The organism is Aeromonas sp. s3 (assembly GCF_040907805.1).
Classification (GTDB): domain Bacteria; phylum Pseudomonadota; class Gammaproteobacteria; order Enterobacterales; family Aeromonadaceae; genus Aeromonas; species Aeromonas dhakensis.
The window spans coordinates 293,015-309,249 of sequence record NZ_JBFOCQ010000033.1 but is presented as its reverse complement, the minus strand read 5'-3'; the positions used below and the strand labels follow the sequence as shown (position 1 = coordinate 309,249).

The following is a 16,235-nucleotide window of genomic DNA, read 5'->3' as shown; positions in this document are numbered from 1 at the left end:
AAAGGCGCCAATGGCGCCTTTTTCATGCCTGTTGCTGACGGTGCCAGCGCACGTGGACATCGTGCTCATTGCTATGACGGGGCAGCAGGAAGGTGGCGAAAATCACCTCAAACTCCTCCTGATGGTCCAGCAGACCCACCCACACTTCGACCCAGCGCTCCATGTCCACCGGCACACCGAGTTCGGTTGACCAGTCGGCATTGGGCAGGGTCGCCTCGACGGCGCCACGCTGTTCGAACTCCAGGGTGATGTCGACGATTTGTTCGGGGGCCAGCATGTCTGCGGCCTGCTCAAGAAACTGATCATAGGCCCATTCGACCAGCTGATCCGGGGTACGCTGTTCCATGAAATCACTCCAGATACATCGAGGTTCGCTACTGTAACAATTATTGGCGGTGGCGGCCAGACCAGTGGGAAGGGTGCGCCAGCGCCGGGCAAGGCAGGCCGGAGTTGGGTATGGTTGAAGAGGGGCAGGGCAAGGGAGAGCGGGCATGAAACGGCGGACGAGACGGCAGCAGATCAAGCGGCGGCGGGAGACCTGGTGGTGGCACTACCTGCCGCTGCATCGGGGCACGGTGGGCGGGCACTTGGGACCCTCCACCGACGAGGCCGGGCTCGCACCGTGAACAAACCCGACACCCATCAGGCATCAGTCTGCCTGATGCACCTTGTTGAGGGTCACCTGCCCCAGCTGGCCCATCTGGCGGCGGATCCAGGCCGAGCGCTGCTGAACGTAGGGCGAGGGGGGCTTGACCCGGTAGCGCCAGGGGTTGGGCAGGGCTGCCGCCAGCAGTGACGCCTCGTAGCGGGTGAGACGTATCGCCGGCTTGCCAAAGTAGTGTCTGGCAGCGGCCTCGGCGCCGTAGATGCCGGGCCCGAACTCCACGATATTCAGGTACACCTCGAGGATGCGGGACTTGTCCCAGCCCAGCTCCATCAGCAGGGTGAACCAGGCCTCGATCCCCTTGCGCAGGAAGCTGCGATCGCTCCACATGAAGAGGTTCTTGGCGGTCTGCTGGCTGAGGGTGCTGGCGCCGCGCACCCGCTCACTGTGCTGATTGTGCTTGAGCGCCGAGCTGATGGCATCCATGTCGAAGCCGTTGTGCTCGGCAAAGCGCTGATCTTCGGCGGCGATCACCGCCAGCTGCAGCTCGCGGGAGATCTGCTCGAGCGGCACCCAGTCGTGCTTCACCTCGGCCACCTTGGCAGGGGGAAACAGCGCCCGCTCGATGCGCCAGGTCCACATGGGCGGATCGATGAAACGCAGCAGCGCCACCGAGACGATGGTGCTGAGCAGCGCCGCCAGCAGCAGCTTGCCGAGCCAGTTCAGCAGGCGCCGTGCCGGATTGGGCCGCACGGGCTCTGGCTCCGACTCCCAGACGTAGTGACTCGGATCATCGGGATCCGGAATTATTGGGGCAGCCATTCGATGTGGCAGAACTTCTCGTCAACACGGCGGGAGAGCAGCATGCGGGCGAACAGGTGCTCGTATTCTTCCTGCTCGTTGCCAAGGCCGATCCAGATCTCGGCGTACTCGGCGTCGCTGACCTCGAAGCCAACGTCCGCTTCCCAGTCATCGGCCGGATCGGTTTCCGCCAGCAGGCCGCGGTCGTTGAACTCCTGATTGAAGCGGGCGATCTCCTGCTCCGGCAGGTTGTCGGAGGCCAGCTCCATGAAGAGTTCGAGGGCGGTGTCGAGCAGTTCCTCGACGCTGTGCATTTCGTCATTCAAAGACATAAGCGGTCTGTTCCAGCTGATAAATAAAGAAAAACACCGACGGCCCGGCCGCACGGTGACGCGCCGTATTCTAGCCGTCCCCCACCGGCTTGGCGAGTGCAGCAGCGCCCTTGGCCCGGTTGCGACAATAAAAAACCGGATCCTGGCAGCAGGATCCGGTCTTCATTGGGGGAAAGGGTCACGCATAGGGCGTCAGGCTCATCCCTTCTTGTCGTCGGCGAAGGTGATGTTGAGCTCGAGTACCGACAGCTCATCACTCTTCTTGTCGAGCTGGACCGTGATCTTGTCAGGGTCTATCTCCACATATTTGCGGATCACGTCGAGGATATCCTGCTTGAGCTGGGGCAGGTAATCCGGCCCCCCTCTGGATGAACGCTCGTGAGCCACGATGATCTGCAACCGCTCTTTGGCCAGTTGTGCGGTGCTCTGTTTCTTGTTGGAACGAAAATAATCCAATAATGACATGCTTAACTCCCGAACAGTCGGCTAAAGAAGCCCTTCTTCTCTTCTTCCAGAAAACGAAAATCCTTGGTGTCACCCAACAGGCGGGCAACGGCGTCCTCATAGGCCTGACCGGCATCGGACTCCTTGTCCAGGATGACAGGCTCGCCGGAGTTGGAGGCGCGCAGCACCGCCTGGGACTCCGGGATCACCCCGAGCAGTTTGATGGCCAGGATCTCCTGTACGTCCTGCACGCTCAGCATGTCGCCGCGGTTGACGCGGGTCGGGCAGTAGCGGGTCAGCAGCAGGTGCTCCTTGATGGGGTCTTCGCCACGCTCGGCGCGACGGGACTTGGAGGCCAGGATGCCGAGGATGCGATCCGAGTCACGCACGGAGGAGACTTCCGGGTTGGTGGTGACAATAGCTTCATCGGCGAAGTAGAGCGCCATCAGGGCGCCGGCTTCGATCCCCGCCGGGGAGTCGCAGACGATGTAGTCGAACTGCATCTCGCTCAGCTGATCCAGGATCTTCTCGACCCCTTCGCGGGTGAGGGCATCCTTGTCCCGGGTCTGGGAGGCGGGCAGGATGAACAGGTTCTCGCAGCGCTTGTCCTTGATGAGGGCCTGGTTGAGGTTGGCCTCGCCATTGATGACGTTGACGAAGTCATACACCACGCGCCGCTCGCAGCCCATGATGAGGTCCAGGTTTCGCAGGCCAATGTCAAAATCGATGACCACTGTCTTGTGGCCACGCTGGGCTAAACCGGTACTCAGGGCCGCGCTGGTTGTGGTCTTGCCAACGCCACCTTTACCCGATGTAACGACTATGATTCGCGCCATTCTCGCTTCCTTGTAACTCTATTTGATACGGTCTATACGGAGTTGTTCGTTATCCAGCCGGACATGAACCGGCTGCTGGATGAGGCCGGCCGGCAATGCATCGCTGAGCTGGAAGGTGCCAGCGATGGAGAGCAGCTCGGCCTGCAGTTGCTGGCAATAAATCCGTGCCTGGGGGTTGCCCTTGGCGCCGGCAATGGCCCTGCCGCGCAGAGTGCCATAAATATGAATACTGTCGTCGGCGATGACTTCGGCGCCCGGGCTGACCGAGCCCAGCACCACCAGCGAGGTGCCGGCGGCATAGAGCTGCTGGCCGGAGCGAACCGGGCCCACATGCACCTTGCTCGCTATCACCGGTGCTGGCACGGGTTTCGCTTCTACGATGGGGGCCGGCGCCGGTTCTGGCTGGGGTTCGGCCTTGCGGCTCTTGCCGGAGGCCATCACCGCCAGCCCTGCCGCCTTGGCGGCCGTCTTCATCGCCTCGTTCTGGGCCCCCGTGATCCCGACCAGCACAAAGTCTTCCGATTCCACCAGCTCCTTGAGCTGTTCGAAGTCGGGGATCTCGGTGAGCCGTTCCACATTGATGACGAGGGGGGCACAATTAAAGAACTGGGGCGCCTGGGCCACTTTGGCCGCCAGCAACTGGCGGATCCGCTCAGGCTTGCCATCGCTGATATGCAACACAGAAATAGTGAAGGTGGTCCCTTTCAATTCGTTATCGCGCTCAACCATGAATCTTCCCCGAGACAGAGACGGTAATCCGTTATTGTTATTCAATTCCTGATGTTATAGTTTGCCATCCTCAGAGGCAATAAACCGGTTGGATTATATCAATTTCCATGTTGTGTGCAGTCTATAAAAGTCGCAAAAAAGCCGAGACCTATCTTTTTGTTGAAAGAAGAGAGGACTTTTCCCGCGTACCCGAGGTGCTGATGAGCACATTTGGCCGTCCCGAACTGGTATTGATGACCAAACTGGACCCAGCCAAGCCCTTGGGGATCGCCTCCACCAGCCGGGTGATGGAGGCGCTGCAGAGTCAGGGCTTCTATCTGCAGATGCCCCCTCCGCCGGAAAACCTGCTGGAGCAGCACAAGGCTCAATTGAAGGCCGAACGTAAATGAAGAGGCGGCTGGCACTGCTGCTGATGGGGGGATTGTCGAGCCACCCGCTGCAGGCCAGTCCCGATTTTGACCATTATGTGACGGGCCTCAAACAGGAGGCCCTGGCCGCCGGGATCCAGCCCGCGACCATTGCTGCCGCCTTCGCCGATATTCATCTGATCGAGGTCGCCATTCGGCACGATAAAAATCAGCCGGAATTTAAACAGACCCTCGCCACTTATATTTCCAACGCGGTGCCGCAGTGGAAAGTCAATCAAGCCAAACGCCTATATCGTCAGTATTTGCCGCTGCTCACAAAAATAGGGGCGGAATATGATGTGCAACCCCGCTTTATTGTCGCCCTGTGGGGCATTGAAACCAATTTCGGCAAATTGACCGGCAAATATCCGCTGGTCTCGTCGCTGGCGACCCTGGCCTGGGAGGGGCGCCGTGAGGCCTTCTTCAAGGGGCAGCTGTTCGATACCCTGCGCATGCTGGAAGAGGAGCCGATCACCCCGGCCGAGCTCAAGGGCTCCTGGGCCGGCGCCATGGGACAGGTGCAGTTCATGCCCTCATCCTTCCGTCAATACGCGGTCGACCAGGACGGTGACGGCAAGAAGGATCTGTGGGGGACGCCGGCGGATGTGTTTGGTTCGGCAGCCAATTATCTGCGCCAGAACGGCTGGCACGGGGATGAAACCTGGGGGCGCCGGGTGAGGGTGCCCACCGGTCTGGATCCTGCGCTGGTCGGGCTTGAAGATACCCGAACGCTGTCGGCATGGCAGGCCCTCGGGGTACGCAAGGCAGATGGTGGCGATTTGCCCGCGGTGAAGATGCAGGCCTCGCTGGTGCAGCCCGACGGGGCAGGGGGCGCTGCCTATCTTGCCTATCCCAATTATCGGGTGCTGCGTGACTGGAATCGCTCCCACTATTTCGTGGTGGCGGTGGGGACCCTGGCCGATCGCCTGATGGAATAAGCCCGAGGCGCTCTGGCCATCAATCTCGGCCGGGCAGCAGGATGGTCCCGGAAATTAGCGAGCCAGCCCCAGGGAAATGGCGCCATGAGGAAGGTGATGAGCGGGAAATAATGGGCAATAAAAAAGGCGGGAATTCCCGCCTTTTGCGTTTGCCGTTATCTGCTTAGTCGCAGGCAACCTGCATCACCTTGATGGCCAGGCCACCGCGGGAGGTTTCACGGTACTTGGAGTCCATGTCCTTGCCGGTGATGTACATGGTCTCGATCACCTTGTCCAGGGAGACGCGCGGCTTGGAGGTGCGACGCAGCGCCATGCGGGAGGCGTTGACCGCCTTCATGGCGGCGATGGCGTTGCGCTCGATGCAGGGCACCTGCACCTGGCCGGCCACCGGGTCACAGGTCAGACCCAGGTTGTGCTCCATGCCGATCTCGGCAGCTTCACAGACGTGCTCGGGGCTGCCGCCCATCAGCTCGGTCAGGCCGGCGGCGGCCATGGAGCAGGAGACGCCCACCTCACCCTGGCAGCCCACTTCGGCGCCGGAGATGGAGGCGTTCATCTTGTAGAGCATGCCGACAGCCGCCGCAGCCAGATAGAAGCGGGTGTAGTCGTCACGGCCAACCGGCTGGATGAACTTGTCGTAGTAGGCCAGCACGGCCGGGATGATGCCGGCGGCGCCGTTGGTCGGCGCGGTGACCACACGGCCACCGGCCGCGTTCTCTTCACTCACCGCCAGGGCAAACATGTTGACCCAGTCGACGATGTTCATCGGATCGTTGGAGAGGTTCTCGTTGGTGGTCAGCTGGCGATAGAGCGGCGCAGCACGACGCGGTACGCGCAGCGGGCCGGAGAGAACGCCCTCGGTGCGGCAGCCGCGCTCGATCCCTTCACGCATGGTGGTCCAGATCTTGCCGAGCTTCTTGTAGATCTCTTCCGGGGTGTTGAAGCACTTCTCGTTCTCCATCATCAGGGCGGAGATGGAGAGGCCGGTCTGGCTGCAGTGGGCGATGAGCTCGGCCGCGCTCTTGAACGGGTAGCTGACGGACATGTCGCCGCTGTCGCCCTTGCCGAAGTTCTCTTCGTCAACGATGAAACCACCACCGATGGAGTAGTAGGTCTTGCTGTAGACGGCCTCATCTTCGATGAAAGCGGTCAGCTTCATGCCGTTTTCGTGCAGCGGCAGGGCTTCGTCATGGAACACCATGGCGTCGCGCGGGAAGCTGACGGTATGGCAGTGCAGGCCGATGGGCAGACGACCGGTCTGTTCGACGCGGGAGATGAACTCGGGGATGCCGTCGATATCGACATTTTCCGGCAGATTGCCCGCCAGACCCATGATGATAGCGGTATCGGTGTGGTGACCTTTACCGGTCCAGGAGAGTGAGCCGTAGACATCGACCTGGATCCGGGTGATGTCACGGATCTTGCCGCCTGCACGCAGTTCATCCACGAACTGTTTGGCTGCCTTCATCGGGCCGACAGTGTGGGAAGAGGAGGGGCCAACACCGATTTTGAAGATATCAAAAACGCTGATCATGTAACAATTACCTCAGGATAGAAGGGGGCGCCATGCCCACTCGCAGAAACGGGGTGATCCATGGGACGAGGGCGTCGTCGCCGAGGTCAATGAACCAGATAACCACAGTGTAACGGCTCAAAGCCCAAAAAAAGTTGAAATAGATCTATTTTTGTTGAATCAGAGCGGCGAGTATAAAATTTATTTTGATGCTTATCCATTTTGTTAAGCGTTTGCCCATAAAAATACCCGACAATGCCGGGTATTTAGGAACCAAATGGGGCAAGTTACCGATTTTTAACACTCGGTAATGTTAACCGCCAGGCCACCGCGGGCGGTTTCCTTGTATTTGGTCTTCATGTCATTGCCGGTTTCCCACATGGTTTTGATCACCTTGTCCAGCGACACCTTATGTTCGCCGGTGCCGCGCAGGGCGAGGCGGGCGGCGTTGATCGCCTTGACCGCCCCCATGGCATTGCGCTCGATGCAGGGCACCTGCACCTGGCCACCCACCGGATCACAGGTGAGCCCCAGGTTGTGCTCCATGCCTATTTCGGCGGCGTTTTCGACAATTGCCGGGCTGCCGCCCAGGATCTCGGTCAGCGCCCCCGCCGCCATGGAGCAGGCCACCCCCACTTCCCCCTGGCAGCCCACTTCCGCACCCGAGAGGGAGGCGTTCTTCTTGTAGAGGATGCCGATGGCGGCGGCGGTGAGGAAGTAACTCAGCAGCAGCTCGTCATCCACCTTGCGCACGAAACGATCGTAATAGTGCAGCACGGCGGGAATGATGCCGGCGGCGCCGTTGGTGGGGGCGGTCACCACCCGTCCCCCGGCGGCGTTCTCCTCGTTGACGGCCAGCGCGAACAGATCCACCCACTCCATCACCATCAGCGGATCCTTGTTGAAATTGGTCTCGCAGCTGAGCTGGCGATAGAGGGCCGGCGCCCGCCGTTTCACCTTGAGCCCGCCAGGCAGCACCCCCTCGCTGCGACAGCCACGCTCGACGCAACCCTGCATCGCCTGCCAGATCTTGCGCAGGCCCGCCTTGATCTCGGCTTCGGTGCGAAACACCTTCTCGTTGGCCAGCATCAGGCCTGAGATGGAGAGGCCGCTCTCCTGGCAGTGAGCCAGCAGCTGGGCGCCGCTCTCGAACGGGTAGGGAACGGGGTGGGCCGCATCGAAGCGGGCGGCCTCCTCCTTGGCGTTGGCGAAGTGGCTCTCCTCGATGATGAAGCCGCCGCCGATGGAGTAGTAGGTCTGCTCGAACAGCAGCTGTTCACCGGCGAAGGCGCGCAGGGTCATGCCGTTGGAGTGGGCGGGCAGGGTCTTGCGCCGGTTGAAGATGATGGCGCCGCTGCGGGCGAACTGGCTGGGCTGCTCCCCCGCCAGCCGCAGCGACTGGCTGCGCTCCACCTCGGCCAGGAAGGCGGGAATGGCCTCGATGTCCACCGACTCGGGTTCAAAACCGGCCAGCCCCAGGATGATGGCCTTGCCGGTGCCATGGCCCTTGCCGGTCTGGCCGAGGGAGCCGTAGCACTCCACTTCTACCCGTTCGGTCCGGGGCAGCAGCCCCTGTTGCTTGAGTGCGATGACAAAGGCGTAAGAGGCGCGCATCGGCCCCACGGTATGAGAAGAAGAGGGACCGATCCCGATGGAAAACAGGTCGAAGACACTGATCATGACACCACTCCGATTATGGGTTTCGTCTAAATATTGTAAATTTTTTGTAGTCGATGGAAAGCGGGAAAACCGAGGGGTGTGATGGCGGCACGCAAATGGGGGTGGTTACGGCGAAGGGCAGCCGAGACGGGGAAGGGGAGCAGATGAAAAAGAGCGGACTCGGGTCCGCTCTCTTATCCACCTGGGCTGCATCTTGTCTGCCGCTTAGTCGAGGAACTCGCACAGATAGGCGGTGGGGGTCTTCACTTCCAGCTTGAAGGAGGAGTGGCCGGCCACGTCGAAGGATTGACCCTGCTCATAGGTGTGCCACTCATCTTCATCGGCCAGCTGGATGGTAAGGGCACCCTTGACCACCGTCATCCGCTCGGGGGCGGCGGTATTGAACTGGTAGTGACCCGCTTCCATCACACCGACGGTCGCTTTGTCCCCTTTTTGCTCGAAACCGATGGATTTTACATTTCCGTCAAAATATTCGTTAATTTTCAGCATGTTTTCATCCCTGTATGCACGTTTGCCAAGCCAAAATAGCACAATGTTTTGTCAGTTGTCATGATGAAAGCGGGAAAAATCTCCGTGTTCCTTTTGAATCTTAACTTTATTGCAAACTTATCAATAACTCCCGTTAACGATTTGGCGATTTCAAACAGCCAATAAATATGAGATAAAGCGCGCGCTCAGGAGAATGGACAGCTGTTCTTCCCCTGTTTGGTTGATTGCACTGGGAAAGTGTAAATAATTGCTACATAAAGGAACATTCTGTGTTAACAAAAGGACTCATTAAGAACGTTGGCTTCCAGGTCGTGGTTGCCATGGTGCTGGGGGCACTGGTGGGGGCGTTCATGGGTGAACAAGCCACCGTGTTCGCACCGCTCGGTACGCTCTTTATCCAGCTCATCAAGATGCTGGTGATCCCGCTGGTGGCGGTGGCCATCCTGTCGGGGGCCGCCAATCTGGGGGCCAGCCCGGCGGCAGGCAAGATTGGCGTCACCACGCTGGCCTTCTTCCTCGGCACCTCGGCGCTGGCGGTGCTGCTGGCACTGGTGATGGGACAGATCTTCAAACCCGGGATCGGGGTCGAGTTCGGCTCCATGGCCTCCATGTTCTCCGGTGACTATTCCGACAAGGGCGCCCTGCCCGATGCGGTTGCCACCCTGCTCGGGATGATCCCGACCAACGTCTTCCAGTCGCTCAACGAAGCCAACATCCTGCAGATCCTGGTGTTCTGCATGTTCCTCGGCATCGCGCTGGCCAAGCAGCCCCGCGAGCGGGCCAAGCCGCTGGTCGATGGTTTGAACACCCTGGTGGATGCCTTCGTCTGGATGATCAACAAGGTGATGTTGATTGCGCCGCTCGGCGTGTTCGGCCTGATGGCCGACGCCATCGGCACCTACGGCTTCGACGTGCTGACCCTGGTGATCAAGCTGTTCGTGGTCTATCTGGCCGCCATCCTGATCTTCGGCTTCGTGGTCTATCCGCTGCTGGTCATGATCTTCTCCAACACCCCGGTGCGCAAGTACCTGTCTGCCATGAAGAAGCCGCAGATCGTCGCCTTCTCCACCGCCTCTTCCATGGCGACCCTGCCGGTCAACATGGAGACCTGCGAGAAAGAGCTGAAGGTGAGCAATGCCACGGCCTCCTTCGTGCTGCCTCTGGGTGCCACCATCAACATGAGCGGCAACGCCATCTATTACGGTCTGGTCGCCATCTTCTTCGCCCAGGTCTATCAGATCGATCTTTCCATGGGTGCCTGGGCCGCTATCATAGTGACCGCCACCCTGGGGGCCATCGGTCAGGCCGGCGTACCTGGCCCGAGCTTCCTGGTGGTCGCCGTGCTGCTGGCCGCCGGGATCCCCATCGAGGGACTGCCGCTGTTGTTTGCGCTGGATCGTCTGTTCGACATGATCCGTACCGCCCTCAACATCACCGGTGATGCGGCCTGCGCCGTCATCGTCGACCGCTACAGCCCGGATTACGATCCGGACCGCTGGAACAAATAATCCAGTTGCAATGAAAAGGGGCCCGCGGGCCCCTTTTTTATGCTTGTCTGTTTGCCTCAGCCGAGCTGCTCCAGCGCCTGCTGGCAGCGCTGCTCGGCGGCGTCCAGCTCCAGCAGCACCATCTTGATGTCTTCCAGCTGCTGCTGCAGGGTATCCCGCTTGTCGGCCACCAGTCCCAGCATGGTCTGCAGCTGGGTACGGCTGCTCTTGTCTGCATCGTAGAGATCGAACAGATCGCGGATGTCCGCCAGGCTGAACCCCAGTCGCTTGCCGCGCAGGGTGAGCTTGAGCCGCACTCTGTCCTGACGGCTGTAGATCCGGGTCTGCCCCTGACGAGCAGGATTCAAAAGTCCCTGATCTTCATAAAAACGAATACTTCGGGTCGTAACATCAAATTCACGGGCCAGTTCGCTGATGCTGTAGGTCCGTTTGTCATCCTTGGTTCGGTTCATGGCGCTATCTTGACTGTCAATCCTGGCTGGCACCTTACCCAAACGTCAACTGCCCCGCAAGTCTTGTTCCCGAGACGGCGGCGGCATATGTTAGCTCAATGTAACAAGGAGAGTGCAATTGATGGATATCGTGATTGTTGCGGCCAAACGTACCCCCATGGGGGCCTTTCAAGGGGCCCTGGCCAACCTGAGCGCACCCGAACTGGGTGCCTGTGCCATCACCGCAGCCATGGCGCAGGCCGGGCTCAAGGGGGAGCAGATCGATGAGGCTTATCTTGGCAACGTGCTGAGTGCCGGGGTCGGCCAGGCGCCCGCCCGTCAGGCGGTGTTGAAGGCGGGCCTGCCGGACAGCATCCCCTGCACCACGGTCAACAAGGTGTGCGGTTCCGGCATGAAGGCGGTGATGCTGGCGGCCGATGGGTTGCGACTCGGTGACACGAACGTGGTGATCGCCGGCGGGATGGAGAGCATGAGCCGTGCCCCTTATCTGCTCGACAAGGCGCGCAGCGGTTTTCGGATGGGGCACCAGAGCGTGCTCGATCACATGTTCCTCGACGGGCTGCAGGATGCCTACGAAGGTCAGCTGATGGGCCATTATGCCCAGTTGAGCGCCGATCGCGCCGGGCTGACCCGCTCCGACATGGATGCCTTTGCCATCACCTCGCTGGAGCGGGCACTGGCGGCCCAGCGCAGCGGTGCCTTTGCAGCAGAGTTGGCGCCGGTGAAGGCCGGAGAGACCCTGCTGCTGGCCGAGGATGAGCAGCCTGGCAAGGCGCGCCCCGAGAAGATCCCCCAGCTCAAGCCGGCTTTCAGCAAGACGGGCACCATCACGGCGGCTAATGCCAGCTCCATCTCGGACGGGGCGGCGGCGCTGATCCTGATGCGGGCCGACACCGCCGCGCAGCTCGGCGTGCCCGTGCTGGCACGACTGGTGGGTTATCAGAGCCACGCGGCCTTGCCTGCTGAGTTCACCAGCGCGCCCATCGGGGCCATCGAGGGCTTGTTGGCCAAGGTGGGCTGGCAGGTGGACGAAGTGGATCTGTTCGAGGTCAACGAGGCATTCGCCATGGTGAGCATGCTGGCCATGGCGGGCTGCAAGCTGCCCCATGACAAGGTGAACGTGAACGGCGGCGCCTGTGCCCTCGGTCATCCGCTGGGAGCAAGTGGCGCCCGGATCCTGGTGACCCTGATCCACGCCTTGCGCGAACGTGGCCTCAAGCGCGGGCTCGCCAGTCTGTGCATCGGGGGCGGGGAGGCGACCGCGGTCGCCATCGAGCTGGGTTAATCTGTCTCCGCCATCGCCTGGAGTTGCTGGTTGACCCAGGCGGTGGCGGTCAGATAGAGCTGACTGACCTTCTCTTCATTGAGCCCGAGCCGGGCCGTTCTGGCGGTGATCCGCTGCCAGTTCGCATTCTCGTAATCTTCGCAAAACGACAGGTAGAACCCCAGGTTGCCCTTGCGCTCGAGCAGGGCGACCCGGATCTCCTCGATCAGCGGAATGGTGCCGAGCAGCTTGTCCATCGGCTGCTCCATCAAGACGTCGAGCAGGGAGAAGAGGCCGGTGATGAAAGCCTGCTGGGCCTCCTGGGTCGGCGCATGGGTATGGGCCAGCAGCTCGCAGAAACGGGCCCGGATCATCGACATCTGATAGAGCTCGGCGCTCTTGCCCTGGCCGGCGCTGGTGGCGGCCACCAGGGTCACGAAACGCTTGAGCTGGGTGTGGCCGAGATAGACCGCCGCCTGGCGAAAGGAGGAGATGGGGTTGGCGTGGCTCTTGAGATGGTTGACGTAACGCAGCAGCTTGAGGGACAGGGAGATGTCCTGACTCAGCAACTGCTCGATGCGGTTGAGATCCGGCTCGGCCTGGTTGACCACGTTGAGCAACTGCATCACCACCACCTGGGCTGGCTCCATGGTGGCCTGCTTGACCATTTCGGGGCGGCTGAAGAAGAAGCCTTGGAACAGGTCGATACCGAGCCGCTTGGCCCGCTCGAACTCCGCCTTGTCTTCCACCTTCTCGGCCAGATAGGTGAGTTTGAGCTGTTGATGCTGCTGGATGAACACCTTGATCCGCAACAGGGAGGTGGTGCGCAGGTCAAACTTGATGATGTGGATGTAGGGGAGGAAGCGCTCCCAGTCCGGCGACAGGGTGAAGTCATCGAGTGCCAGCTGATAGCCCAGCTCGTGCAACTGCTTCACCTTGGCCAGCAGGGCGTCGTCAGGCGTGGCGTCTTCCAGGATCTCGATCACCACCTTCTCCGGCGGCAGGCATTCGGCCAGTCCTTCCAGCAGCAGGGAGTGGGGGAAGTTGATGAAGCAGGGGCGACCGCCAAGCAGCTGATCGATGTTCTGTTGCAGGAACTGTTCGGCCACCAGCCTGGCCGTGGCCTGCTGGGAGGAGATGGGAGGAAACACGTTATCCAGACTGTCGCGAAACAGCAGCTCATAGGCGTGGGTCTTCAACTCCCGATCCAGGATGGGCTGCCTTGCTACGTAGGAATACATGCATCTCTCCAGCGGGTGTACTGGATTGATTTTATTGTGAAGCAGAGCACTATGCCAGCGCGTGAAGGCCAGAAACGGTCAATAACTGGCATAGTGCTTGAATAGACGGGCCCCAGGAGGCCCGCCGGATCAGAACAGGTAGTTGAGCTGCAGGCCGGCCAGCCAGGCGTCCCCTTCCGAGGTGCCCTGGAAGGTGGAGGTGGTCTGCGGGATGCCGGGTTTGAGCTGCATGGTTTCGCTCACGTCCACCTTCTTGCCATCGATCAGGGTCACCCCCAGATCCAGCGAGAGGTTGCGATCGAACTGATAACCCACCCCGGCGCTGTACCAGACCCGATCCGAGTCGGGGATGGAGATGGTGCGGCGATCTGCCGGCACCGGGCTGCGGTCGTAGGCAAGGCCCGAGCGCAGTGTCCATTGCGGCGCCAGCTGGTAGGTCAGACCCAGCGCATAGCGCCAGCTGTCATTCCAGTGTTCGTCCTTGATGTGCATGACGCCGTGGTGGTCGAGCTCGGACTCCAGCTGTACGAACTTGCTCCAGTTGGTCCAGTTGATGCTCGAGTGCAGTGCCAGCGCCGGCGTCAGCTGATGGAACAGGGCCAGCTCGGCGGTGGCGGGCAGCGGCAGATCCAGGCTGCCGGTATCGGTGAAGGGCTGACCGTTCTGATCGATGCCGATGGCATCGCCCGAGAGCTTCAGGGTCACGTCGTGGCGATAGGAGAGGCCGATGCGGGTCGCGTCCGACAGCTCCAGCAGGGTGCCCAGGTTCCAGCCCATGGCCCAGCCATCACCTTTGAGGTGCTTGGCAATCTGGTTGTTGGAGGGGAAGGTGCCGCCCACTTCCCCTTCGCCCCGAATGGCGGAGAGGCCGGCCCCGACGGACCAGACGCGGTTGACGCGATAGGCCAGCGAGGCGCCCAGATCCACGGTCTTGATGTCGGAGACGTTGCCGAAGTGGCCGGCATTGTAGTTGTCCGGCATCTTGACGCCGAGCCCGTAATAGGAGGTGGCGGCCAGCCCCAGGCGCCACTGATCGTTGAGCGGCACTATCAGGTAGGCGTTGGGCACCCAGGCATCATCGGCGATGTCGTGGGCCGCCGCATCCAGGTCGACCGGCCCTCTGGCGGTCGGCACCCGGGTGGTGCCCTCGATGTTGACATCGGGGTGCACATAGATGAAGCCACCGGAGAAGGCCATGGTATCGAAACGGGTCATGGCGGCGGCATTGCGGGAGAGCACGCTGGCATTGTCGGCGATGGCGGCTTCGCCCGCGAAGGCGCGGCCCATGCCGGTGGCGGATTGCTCGGCCAGCTGGAAACCTGCCGCCTGGGCCTGGCTCGACAGCACCAGCAGGGCGATGAGAGACGGCTTCATGATGGAGTGCATTGCATTGTCCTTGAAAATGAACCTTGGGTTCGAACGTTTTTCTGATTGGATGCAGGATTTTATATGGTAAGACCAGTAAGGCAACGGGCGCGGAGGCAGGTGGTTCAAAACGGGATTAAATGCTGGAGGATGTGCTGCTAATAGCTTGATAAAAAAAGAAAAGCGTACAGTTGTTTACTACAGATGTACGCTGAAACAGGCATTGCGCATAAAAAAAGAGCGCCCGCAGGCGCTCTGGTCAATTCGCTGATGATCAGAATTTCATGTTGAACTGAGCGGAAGCGAGGAAGGCGTTGCCGTGGGAGGTGCCTTTCCAGCGCAGGGCTTCGTTGCTTTCAACCAGCTTCTCGTTGACGTCCACTTTCTTGCCGTCCAGATAGGCCATGCCGAAATCGACGCTCATGTCCTTGTCGATGTGGTAGGTGGCACCGGCGCTATACCAAACGCGGTCGGAGTCCGGGATGCTCAGGCTGCGGTATTCCGGCTCGATCGGGGTGTTGTCGTAGGCAAAGCCGATACGCGCTTCCCAGGACGGGTTGACGTACCAGGTACCGCCCAGGGAGTAACGGGTGGAGTCCTTGAACTTCTCCGGCTTGTAGAGGCAGACACCGGCACCGTCGGTGCTGTTGCACTGACCGCTGGTGGCCTTCAGCTCCTGGAAGGCGCTCCAGTCAGTCCAGTTGACGGAGTAGTGCACCGCAAACTGCTGGTTCAGACGGTGGTAACCGGCGAACTCGGCCTGGGCCGGCAGATCCAGCGGCAGTTCGCCACCGACGGTCTTGAAGCCGGAGGAGGTACCCTGGTAGTCACCCTTGAACTTCAGATCCACCTGGGAGCGGTAGGTCAGGGCGAAGCGGTTGTTTTCGTTGACTTCGAACATGGTGCCCACGTTCCAGCCGTAACCCCAGTCGTCACCCTTCAGGTGGCTGACGATGGTGTCCTTGCCGACACCCGGTACGCTGCTCAGCGGCGGCACGGCGGCCAGCACGCCGGCACGGCGGTTCAGTTCAGCCTTGGCATAGACCAGGTTCACACCGGCACCGAAAGTGAAGTGCTGGTTGACGCGGTAGGCGATGTTCGGGTTGATGTTGAAGGTCAGGAGTTCGGTGTTGCCGGCAATGGAGCCACCGTTGAAGTTCTCGGTGTACTCGGTCGACAGACCGTAGTTGGAGAACAGGCCGATACCCCAGGCCCACTGATCGTTCAGCGGCTGGATGAAGTAGGTGGCGGGCACGAAGGCGCTCGGTGCGATGCCGCTCTCGCTGGCGCCGGCCATCTTGGCGGAACCTGCATAGATGTCACCATTTACATCCACGTCCGGCTTGATGTAGGTGCCGGATACGGAGAACGCCATCTTGTCAAACTGGGTCATGGCTGCCGGGTTGCGGGACAACACGGAGGCGTTGTCTGCCACGGCGGCTTCCCCGGCGTACGCACGGCCCAGACCGGAGGCTGAGTGTTCGTTCAGCTGAAACGCGGCGGCGAAGGTTTGGGTACTGGCCAGAGTGACGGCGGCAGCGATCAGGCTCTTTTTGAAAAAGGCAGTTGTCATAGTGTTCTCTCTTGTAGGCAGATTTTCTGTCAGCATCGGGGCTTTTTTGCCTCCGTATG

Annotated in this window: 17 protein-coding genes; 4 read left to right on the top strand and 13 right to left on the bottom strand. The window is 60.7% G+C overall.

The annotated features are described in order from the left end of the window. Positions 1–22: 22 nt before the first annotated feature. The 6 genes from AB5Y98_RS19625 to minC form a co-directional block, all read right to left on the bottom strand. Complete coding sequence (locus AB5Y98_RS19625; RefSeq protein WP_005301259.1) at positions 23–346, bottom strand: HI1450 family dsDNA-mimic protein; 324 nt, start codon at positions 344–346, stop codon at positions 23–25. Positions 347–649: 303 nt separating this feature from the next. Next, complete coding sequence (gene mtgA / locus AB5Y98_RS19620) at positions 650–1,357, bottom strand: monofunctional biosynthetic peptidoglycan transglycosylase (protein ID WP_017784788.1); 708 nt, start codon at positions 1,355–1,357, stop codon at positions 650–652. Positions 1,358–1,410: 53 nt separating this feature from the next. After that, on the bottom strand, positions 1,411–1,737 hold the full coding sequence (locus tag AB5Y98_RS19615) for an HI1450 family dsDNA-mimic protein (protein WP_005301255.1): 327 nt from the start codon (positions 1,735–1,737) through the stop codon (positions 1,411–1,413). A 198-nt stretch (positions 1,738–1,935) separates the two neighbouring features. Continuing rightward, complete coding sequence (gene minE, locus AB5Y98_RS19610) at positions 1,936–2,202, bottom strand: cell division topological specificity factor MinE (protein ID WP_005301252.1); 267 nt, start codon at positions 2,200–2,202, stop codon at positions 1,936–1,938. A 2-nt stretch (positions 2,203–2,204) separates the two neighbouring features. Then, positions 2,205–3,017: a septum site-determining protein MinD gene (gene minD, locus AB5Y98_RS19605; RefSeq protein WP_005301248.1), complete on the bottom strand. Its 813-nt coding sequence runs from the start codon at positions 3,015–3,017 to the stop codon at positions 2,205–2,207. 18 nt (positions 3,018–3,035) lie between these two features. Beyond that, the gene (gene minC, locus AB5Y98_RS19600) at positions 3,036–3,746 is read right to left on the bottom strand and encodes a septum site-determining protein MinC (RefSeq protein WP_005301245.1); all 711 of its coding nucleotides are present in this window, start codon (positions 3,744–3,746) and stop codon (positions 3,036–3,038) included. Positions 3,747–3,853: 107 nt separating this feature from the next. On the opposite strand from minC, the gene AB5Y98_RS19595 reads away from it, so the two are divergent. Further along, the gene (locus tag AB5Y98_RS19595; protein ID WP_017764394.1) at positions 3,854–4,135 is read left to right on the top strand and encodes a YcgL domain-containing protein; all 282 of its coding nucleotides are present in this window, start codon (positions 3,854–3,856) and stop codon (positions 4,133–4,135) included. Then, complete coding sequence (locus AB5Y98_RS19590; protein ID WP_042051712.1) at positions 4,132–5,091, top strand: lytic transglycosylase domain-containing protein; 960 nt, start codon at positions 4,132–4,134, stop codon at positions 5,089–5,091. The genes AB5Y98_RS19595 and AB5Y98_RS19590 overlap by 4 nt, the downstream gene beginning before the upstream one ends. Positions 5,092–5,254: 163 nt before the next feature. Here the strand turns inward: AB5Y98_RS19590 and AB5Y98_RS19585 are convergent, their stop codons facing one another. From AB5Y98_RS19585 to AB5Y98_RS19575, 3 genes are all read right to left on the bottom strand, one after another. Continuing rightward, the gene (locus AB5Y98_RS19585; protein ID WP_005301233.1) at positions 5,255–6,625 is read right to left on the bottom strand and encodes an L-serine ammonia-lyase; all 1,371 of its coding nucleotides are present in this window, start codon (positions 6,623–6,625) and stop codon (positions 5,255–5,257) included. 276 nt (positions 6,626–6,901) lie between these two features. Continuing rightward, on the bottom strand, positions 6,902–8,284 hold the full coding sequence (locus tag AB5Y98_RS19580; protein ID WP_005301231.1) for an L-serine ammonia-lyase: 1,383 nt from the start codon (positions 8,282–8,284) through the stop codon (positions 6,902–6,904). Between the two features lie 204 nt (positions 8,285–8,488). After that, complete coding sequence (locus AB5Y98_RS19575; protein WP_005301230.1) at positions 8,489–8,773, bottom strand: pyrimidine/purine nucleoside phosphorylase; 285 nt, start codon at positions 8,771–8,773, stop codon at positions 8,489–8,491. 269 nt (positions 8,774–9,042) lie between these two features. On the opposite strand from AB5Y98_RS19575, the gene AB5Y98_RS19570 reads away from it, so the two are divergent. Further along, on the top strand, positions 9,043–10,281 hold the full coding sequence (locus AB5Y98_RS19570; RefSeq protein ID WP_005301229.1) for a dicarboxylate/amino acid:cation symporter: 1,239 nt from the start codon (positions 9,043–9,045) through the stop codon (positions 10,279–10,281). Positions 10,282–10,337: 56 nt separating this feature from the next. Here AB5Y98_RS19570 and AB5Y98_RS19565 read toward each other — a convergent pair whose 3' ends face one another. After that, positions 10,338–10,733, bottom strand: a complete 396-nt coding sequence (locus tag AB5Y98_RS19565; RefSeq protein ID WP_005301228.1) for a MerR family DNA-binding transcriptional regulator — start codon at positions 10,731–10,733, stop codon at positions 10,338–10,340. Positions 10,734–10,854: 121 nt separating this feature from the next. Here AB5Y98_RS19565 and AB5Y98_RS19560 point away from each other — a divergent pair, with 121 nt between their 5' ends. Beyond that, the gene (locus tag AB5Y98_RS19560; protein WP_368232646.1) at positions 10,855–12,018 is read left to right on the top strand and encodes an acetyl-CoA C-acyltransferase; all 1,164 of its coding nucleotides are present in this window, start codon (positions 10,855–10,857) and stop codon (positions 12,016–12,018) included. On the opposite strand, the gene AB5Y98_RS19555 is transcribed toward AB5Y98_RS19560, so the two are convergent. The 3 genes from AB5Y98_RS19555 to AB5Y98_RS19545 form a co-directional block, all read right to left on the bottom strand. After that, on the bottom strand, positions 12,015–13,238 hold the full coding sequence (locus AB5Y98_RS19555) for an EAL and HDOD domain-containing protein (RefSeq protein ID WP_005301226.1): 1,224 nt from the start codon (positions 13,236–13,238) through the stop codon (positions 12,015–12,017). The two genes, AB5Y98_RS19560 and AB5Y98_RS19555, sit on opposite strands and share 4 nt — an antisense overlap. A gap of 129 nt (positions 13,239–13,367) precedes the next feature. Further along, positions 13,368–14,624, bottom strand: coding sequence for an OmpP1/FadL family transporter (locus AB5Y98_RS19550; RefSeq protein ID WP_010633887.1), 1,257 nt, complete (start codon positions 14,622–14,624; stop codon positions 13,368–13,370). Between the two features lie 253 nt (positions 14,625–14,877). Then, positions 14,878–16,176, bottom strand: coding sequence for an outer membrane protein transport protein (locus AB5Y98_RS19545; protein ID WP_005301224.1), 1,299 nt, complete (start codon positions 16,174–16,176; stop codon positions 14,878–14,880). Between the last annotated feature and the right edge of the window lie 59 nt (positions 16,177–16,235).

Coding starts and splice junctions, on each gene's coding strand:
- AB5Y98_RS19545 (WP_005301224.1), bottom strand. CDS start 16,176: ATGACAACTGCCTTTTTCAAAAAGAGCCTGATCGCTGCCGCCGTCACT.
- minC (WP_005301245.1), bottom strand. CDS start 3,746: ATGGTTGAGCGCGATAACGAATTGAAAGGGACCACCTTCACTATTTCT.
- AB5Y98_RS19555 (WP_005301226.1), bottom strand. CDS start 13,238: ATGTATTCCTACGTAGCAAGGCAGCCCATCCTGGATCGGGAGTTGAAG.
- AB5Y98_RS19595 (WP_017764394.1), top strand. CDS start 3,854: ATGTTGTGTGCAGTCTATAAAAGTCGCAAAAAAGCCGAGACCTATCTT.
- AB5Y98_RS19590 (WP_042051712.1), top strand. CDS start 4,132: ATGAAGAGGCGGCTGGCACTGCTGCTGATGGGGGGATTGTCGAGCCAC.
- AB5Y98_RS19585 (WP_005301233.1), bottom strand. CDS start 6,625: ATGATCAGCGTTTTTGATATCTTCAAAATCGGTGTTGGCCCCTCCTCT.
- AB5Y98_RS19575 (WP_005301230.1), bottom strand. CDS start 8,773: ATGCTGAAAATTAACGAATATTTTGACGGAAATGTAAAATCCATCGGT.
- AB5Y98_RS19565 (WP_005301228.1), bottom strand. CDS start 10,733: ATGAACCGAACCAAGGATGACAAACGGACCTACAGCATCAGCGAACTG.
- AB5Y98_RS19615 (WP_005301255.1), bottom strand. CDS start 1,737: ATGTCTTTGAATGACGAAATGCACAGCGTCGAGGAACTGCTCGACACC.
- AB5Y98_RS19550 (WP_010633887.1), bottom strand. CDS start 14,624: ATGCACTCCATCATGAAGCCGTCTCTCATCGCCCTGCTGGTGCTGTCG.
- minE (WP_005301252.1), bottom strand. CDS start 2,202: ATGTCATTATTGGATTATTTTCGTTCCAACAAGAAACAGAGCACCGCA.
- minD (WP_005301248.1), bottom strand. CDS start 3,017: ATGGCGCGAATCATAGTCGTTACATCGGGTAAAGGTGGCGTTGGCAAG.
- AB5Y98_RS19625 (WP_005301259.1), bottom strand. CDS start 346: ATGGAACAGCGTACCCCGGATCAGCTGGTCGAATGGGCCTATGATCAG.
- AB5Y98_RS19560 (WP_368232646.1), top strand. CDS start 10,855: ATGGATATCGTGATTGTTGCGGCCAAACGTACCCCCATGGGGGCCTTT.
- AB5Y98_RS19580 (WP_005301231.1), bottom strand. CDS start 8,284: ATGATCAGTGTCTTCGACCTGTTTTCCATCGGGATCGGTCCCTCTTCT.